5 protein-coding genes are annotated in these 6,082 nt (G+C 58.0%); 1 reads left to right on the top strand and 4 read right to left on the bottom strand.

The window, feature by feature from the left end; all coding sequences use genetic code 11:
* Positions 1-275: 275 nt before the first annotated feature.
* A complete protein-coding gene (locus M3G15_RS12260) occupies positions 276-602 on the bottom strand; it encodes a hypothetical protein (protein WP_009227007.1) in 327 nt (108 codons plus the stop codon).
* Positions 603-1,143: 541 nt separating this feature from the next.
* Positions 1,144-3,039: a PrkA family serine protein kinase gene (locus M3G15_RS12255; protein WP_009227008.1), complete on the bottom strand. Its 1,896-nt coding sequence runs from the start codon at positions 3,037-3,039 to the stop codon at positions 1,144-1,146.
* 236 nt (positions 3,040-3,275) lie between these two features.
* Here M3G15_RS12255 and M3G15_RS12250 point away from each other — a divergent pair, with 236 nt between their 5' ends.
* Positions 3,276-4,028, top strand: coding sequence for a DUF2161 family putative PD-(D/E)XK-type phosphodiesterase (locus M3G15_RS12250; protein ID WP_260071064.1), 753 nt, complete (start codon positions 3,276-3,278; stop codon positions 4,026-4,028).
* 116 nt (positions 4,029-4,144) lie between these two features.
* On the opposite strand, the gene M3G15_RS12245 is transcribed toward M3G15_RS12250, so the two are convergent.
* Entirely contained in the window at positions 4,145-4,279 is a 135-nt protein-coding gene (locus M3G15_RS12245) for a hypothetical protein (RefSeq protein WP_009227173.1), read from the bottom strand.
* A 43-nt stretch (positions 4,280-4,322) separates the two neighbouring features.
* Entirely contained in the window at positions 4,323-6,065 is a 1,743-nt protein-coding gene (locus M3G15_RS12240) for an aminotransferase class I/II-fold pyridoxal phosphate-dependent enzyme (RefSeq protein ID WP_260071063.1), read from the bottom strand.
* Between the last annotated feature and the right edge of the window lie 17 nt (positions 6,066-6,082).

Raw genomic sequence — 6,082 nt, 5'->3', positions numbered from 1 at the left:
ACTAACGTTATTGATTCCTTGGATGTTTCAATCTGGAAGAAGAGCCGCACGGATCAATTGATCTGGCGGCTCTTGTCTGTTCTGGGGAGCACTTAGGAGCAGCGTGCTGGTGTGTTGAGCCAGACAGAGCAGGTTCTGGTCTGCGAAGCACTTCGCCTTCGTGCAGCCATTCTTTCCTGCGGGTTCTTCAGGGGAGCGTGCTGGTCTGCGGAGCTCTTTAGTGCAGCTTCCTTACCTACGGGCTCCACAGGGCAGCATTCTACTTTGCGGATCCATCAGGACAGCAAAGCGATGACCAGCAGTTCGTAGAGAACCAGCGTTAAAATGGTCTCATCGCTGGGACTTAGCCCCCAATAAGGAGCGCCAATGGCACGCTGCCCCCCTTGCCGCGGAACAGCCAAATGCAGTAACCCGCCTTGGCAGCCAACGATTCGACCAACATGCACATGACCTTCCATCGTTTCAATGCGCACCCGCTGATTGATATGCTGCCGGCAGATGTCGTGTACCCGGTCACGAACCGTCCGCAAATGATGGACGTGTTGCGGATCAGCCTGATAAACGATACGATGCTGAGGATAACCCCATGGTTGAACACTCATTCGTTATTCGCCTCCAACGTTTCAAGTTCAAATTATCGTATGCGAATACCCAGTAGGCGGTGAAGCTTGGCGTGGGAATCCGGCTCCTCTTGCCAAATGCCTTCGGGCGGCGGAATAAGTTAGTTAGGAGGTTCGACGCTTGGAGTTCGGAGCTCGGACGGGAATTAGTTGTAAAAACTACTGTTAATTTTGCTCATTTTGCACTTGGGAGAGGATTAGCTGTAAAAAGTAACGTTAATTTTGGCGGTTTCGCGGGTTTGGCGAGTTTGATGCGAAATTAGAGGTACTTTTTCCAGTTAATTTACTCAAATGGCCTTCTCGGCTCGAAATTAACGGTAGAAAATCCAGTTAGTTGGGTGGAGGAGCGCGACGGGCGGGAGGTGAATCCAGTTCGTTGGTGGGGGAACGCGACGTGGAGGGACATGAATCCAAATAAGTTAATGGGAGAGCACGACGTGGTGGGACGTGGAGTGACGTGATGCACACCCAAGCACGCCAAAAAAGGTGGAGGGATCTCCCCCCACCTTACAGCTGCCACGCTTTACCGGTTCAACAAACTGCCGACATAACGCAGCAGCTCGTTGGCGCACACCGGGCAGTAGCCGTGCTCGTCGATCAGCCGCTTGCTGACCTCGTTGATGCGTTTCAGTTGGTTTTCGTCCGGCGTTTTGGTTGAGGTTGTGATTTTGACGATGTCCTTGAGGTCGGCGAACAGCTTCTTCTGGATCGCTTCCCGCAGCCGGTCGTGGTGATTATATTCAAATTTCTTCCCTTTACGCGAATACGCAGAGATGCGGATCAAAATTTCCTCCCGGAACGCCTTCTTCGCGTTTTCCGAGATGCCAATTTGCTCTTCGATCGAACGCATCAACCGCTCATCGGGATCCAGCTCCTCGTCGGTAAGCGGGTCGCGGATTTTCGTCCAGTTGCAGAACGCCTCGATGTTGTCTAGATAGTTCTCGAACAAGGTGCGCGCCGATTCCTCAAACGAGTAAACGAACGCTTTTTGCACTTCTTTCTTGGCAATCTCGTCGTATTCCTTACGGGCAATGCTGATGAAGTTCAGGTAACGCTCGCGTTCCTCCTTCGTGATGGAAGCATGCTGGTCAAGACCATCTTTGATCGCCCGCAAAATATCAAGTGCACCCATGCAATGCAAGTCCTGCTTAATCAGCGCGCTGGAAATCCGGTTGATGACATAACGCGGATCCACGCCGGACATGCCTTCTTCCAGGTACTCGTTTTGCAGCTCCTTCAAATCGGCGTCCTTGTAGCCCTCGACTTCTTCGCCGTCGTAGAGGCGCATTTTTTTCACCAGATCGACGCCTTGCTTCTTCGTCTCCTTTAACCGGGTCAAGATGGAGAAAATCGCTGCGGACCGCAGGGCATGCGGAGCAATATGAACGTGATTCATATCGCTTTGGCCGATCAGCTTGGCGTAAATTTTCTCCTCCTGTGACACCTTGAGATTATAGGGGATCGGCATGACGATCATCCGCGACTGCAGTGCTTCATTTTTCTTGTTGGCGATAAACGCTTTGTACTCCGCTTCGTTGGTGTGCGCGATAATCAGCTCATCCGCCGAGATCAGCGCAAACCGCCCCGCCTTGAAATTCCCTTCCTGGGTCAACGACAAAAGATTCCATAGAAACTTCTCATCGCATTTCAGCATTTCCTGGAACTCCATCAGGCCGCGGTTGGCCTTGTTCAACTCGCCGTCAAAGCGGTAGGCCCGCGGATCGGATTCTGAACCATATTCGGTGATTGTGGAAAAATCGATGCTGCCGGTCAAATCGGCGATATCCTGGGATTTCGGATCCGACGGGCTAAACGTGCCGATGCCAACCCGTTCCTCTTCGGACAAGAGTACCCGCTCGACCCTGACATTCTCGATGTCGCCGCCGTATTCCGTCCTCAGCCTCATCTGGCAAACGGGGCATAAATTGCCCTCAATCCGAACGTTCAGCGTTTTCTCCACCTCCGGCCGGAGCTCATGCGGAACGAGGTGAAGCGGGTCCTCATGCATCGGGCACCCGGCGATGGCGTACACCGCCCCTTTATCGGTCCGGGAAAACTTCTCTAGCCCACGCTTCAACAGCGTCACAATGGTGGACTTGCCCCCGCTGACCGGCCCCATCAGCAGCAAAATCCGCTTGCGTACGTCGAGCCGGCGGGCGGCGGAGTGAAAATACTCCTCGACCAGCTTTTCGATGGCCCGATCGAGCCCGAAGATTTCCTGCTCAAAAAATTTATACCTTTTCCGGCCGTCTTCCTCTTCGATGCCATAGGATTTAATCATTTCATAGACCCGGGCATGGGCGGTCATCGCCGGCGAAGGGTCTTTGGCCAACAGTTCAACATAATCTTTAAATGTGCCGCTCCACGACAAGGAGTCGCTTTCCGCCCGATAAGCCGCTATTCGCTCAAAAATGTCCATGTTAGGTACCTCCTGTACTCCCGCTTTAGGGGTTCTCCCGCGTCCCCATCTTTAGAACTGACGTGACCAGATTATGGAGCATCCACGATAAAAAAGTGTATTACATACCTATGCGCCGGTGAGGGAGAAGTTGACCGTTTTTCCGATGAAAATATTCAGATGGAAAAAGTAGGAATTCGGCTTTGTGATATAATCTTGAACAGGATCATGGGAACGATGAGGAAAAGGGGATCGTCATGGCGGTACAGCATGAGACGGAATTGTACGCTCCGTTGAAGGCTTTTTTTGAGGAGCGAGGGTATGTCATTAAAGGGGAAGTGCGGCATTGCGACTTGGTTGGCGTTCGGCCTGACCGCAACGAGCCGCTGATTGTGGAAATCAAAAAGACGTTTAATCTTCCTCTGCTGCTGCAGGGGTTGGAGCGCCAGCGCCTGAGCCCCGAGGTGTATCTGGCCGTGGAGCGGAACCGCGCCAAAAAGGGGGCGCACAACCAGCGGTGGAGCGAAATTACGATGCTTTGCCGCCGGCTGGGACTGGGGTTGATCACGGTAACCCGGTATAAAACGAAACCCGCCTTCGTGGAAGTCCTATGCGAGCCGGGAGACGGAGCCTTATACATGCCGGGGCCGAAGGTGGTTAAACGCCGAGTGGATAAGCTGCTGCACGAGTTCCACGAACGCAGCGGCGATTACAACGTAGGCGGCAGCACCGGCACCAAGCTGGTGACGGCCTACCGCGAACGGGCGCTGCGCGTGGCGCTCGCCATCGAGGAGGGCGGCGGCGAGATGTCGCCCAAGGACGCGCGCGACCGCAGCGGCGTTGGCAGCGCCGCCGCGATCCTACAGCGCGACTACTACGGCTGGTTCCGCCGCGTCGTCCGCGGGCGCTACGCGCTGACGCCGGCCGGCGCGGAAGGGCTGCGCCAGTACGCCCACGTCGTGGACGGGTGGCGGCGGACGGCGGCGACCGCAGAAAAGGAACAGGAGTAGGCACCTTCCCTAGTGGAGGGACCTTAAATAAGCTCAGGACATGTTCCTGAGCTTATTTATTTTGCGCTGGCTCTGGGATGGCAGTCATTTTCAGTCTCGAATCAGCCCGTTTCACTCTAATCCTTATCGCTTGGCTCTTTCGGGTCCGGGATTTGGCTAAGCCCTCTCACGAACAACAGATACACATAGATGGCGAGCCCGATACCGGCAATAAAAAGAACGAATTTACCGATTGCCCACAACGTCTCCATGGTTACTTCTCCTTTGGTAGGATTGGGGTGGTCTGATTCTGGTTTAGTCCGCAGAGCGCGCCGTGAATTCGGCGAGGGCGGCGGTGAGACGCGCCAGCCCTTCGCGCAGCCGCGCAGGTTCATGCGCGGCGACAGTGAGCCGGATGAAGCGATCATCCGGCTCTTTGGCATAGCACAGCGTCCCCGGCAGGAACGCTGTGCCCTCCAGCAGCGAAGCGCGCAGCAGCGCTTCGCTGGAGACCCCGGCGGGCAGGCGCAACCAGAGGAACAGCCCGCCGCCGGGGTCTTCCACGCAGGCGCCGCGCCAAGCGGGCGCCTGCAGCAGCTCCAGCGCGAGCGCGCGCCGCGCGGCATACGCCGCCGCAGCTTCGGCGGCGGCGGCGCGCCCGCGCCCCGGCGGCTGGGCGAGCCAGGCGTGAAGCCGCCGGGCTCGCTCGGCCACGGCCGCACCCGCGGCGCTGGAGCTGCCAGGCGATGGAACATGGCGCAGCCGTTCCATCGTTTTCGCTTCGCCGCGCAGCCAGGCCAGCGGCAGCTGCGGCGTCAGCGTCCGCTCCAGGGAGCCGAGGCTGAGAATCTCGGCTCCCCACAGTCCCGCTTGCTGGCGCAGCACATATAGCGATGTGGTGGTGTCCGCGCCGGCCCCAGCACCGTCGGCCAAGTACTCAGCCCGGTTCTTTTCCTGGGCTTCTTCACCCTCGAACAGGCTGACTGCCTCGCTCTTGCCATCATCTCCTTCTGCTTTCACTCCACTCGGTTCAGTCCTCGGGTCCACGTCCGGTTCCCCACGTTTGCCTCTGCTCTTGTTGTCCTTCTCACTCCTATTCACCATCTCATCCTTGTTCCCGGCTTCATTCCAATTGCCCGCATCGTCCGCCTGGCTGCTGCGCTCCTGCTTGGCCTCTCTGTCCTCTGTGCTTCTTCTCTCACTCGCCGCACCGATCACTGCTTCCTTCTTTTGCTGACGCTTTGATGCATTATCCTCTAGGATGGATTCCACCTTAGACCCAGCCTTATCCTCGCGTTTGGTCGTCTCCACTACTTGGATATACTCCTGCTTCTGGCTTCCCCGCTCGCCGCCTTCGGGTTTCGGACTTGCCTCTGCAGCAGAACCCCCCATCCGCTTCATCCCGTCTGCCCTTCCTGAGGCAAAAGCCCCCTCCGCGAGCGGCACCAAACACGCCGTATCATCCTCGACGATCGGCAACCCCAACCGCTCGCTGATCTCCAGCAGCGCCAGCTTGCGCTGCCGGCTCCACACCCGGCCGGACGGGTTGGCATAATGCGGCGTCACGTACACGAAAGCTGGCCTCCCCCCGGTCGGCTCGCATTTCTGCCGCAGATCGTCCGGCAGCATGCCGTCCCGGTCACAGGCCACCGGGACCGCCCGGATTCCGCGGCGGCGCATCAGCTCCAGCGCCTCCGGCGCGGCCGGCGTCTCGACGAGCACCGTGCCGCCGCCCGGCACCAGCACCCGCAGCAACAGATCAAGCGCCCCGTCGGCGCTTTCGGCCAGCAACCATTGCTGCGGGTCCGTGCGGATGCCTTCGGCCTCTTCATAGGCCTCAGCCAGCCATTCCAGCAAGGCGCCAGCACCGCGGCGCCCTGCCTTCGATCCGCCTTGTCCTTGGCCGTCCGCAGCGGATTCCCATTCCAGCCGCACGCCGCCCCCGTTCCCTTGCAGCCCAGCCAGTGAAATGAGGCGGCCTCCCCGCACCCCGTCTTCGATTTCCCGGGCGAAGACCGGCGGCAGCCGGCGTTTTAGCATTTCCAAGCCCGTGTCCACAAGAACACCCCGCTTCC

The organism is Paenibacillus sp. p3-SID1389 (assembly GCF_025151705.1).
Classification (GTDB): domain Bacteria; phylum Bacillota; class Bacilli; order Paenibacillales; family Paenibacillaceae; genus Fontibacillus; species Fontibacillus phoenicis.
Note: the sequence above shows the minus strand (reverse complement) of the source record. Positions and strands in the feature narration are given on the sequence as shown.

Coding starts and splice junctions, on each gene's coding strand:
- M3G15_RS12260 (WP_009227007.1), bottom strand. CDS start 602: ATGAGTGTTCAACCATGGGGTTATCCTCAGCATCGTATCGTTTATCAG.
- M3G15_RS12255 (WP_009227008.1), bottom strand. CDS start 3,039: ATGGACATTTTTGAGCGAATAGCGGCTTATCGGGCGGAAAGCGACTCC.
- M3G15_RS12250 (WP_260071064.1), top strand. CDS start 3,276: ATGGCGGTACAGCATGAGACGGAATTGTACGCTCCGTTGAAGGCTTTT.
- M3G15_RS12245 (WP_009227173.1), bottom strand. CDS start 4,279: ATGGAGACGTTGTGGGCAATCGGTAAATTCGTTCTTTTTATTGCCGGT.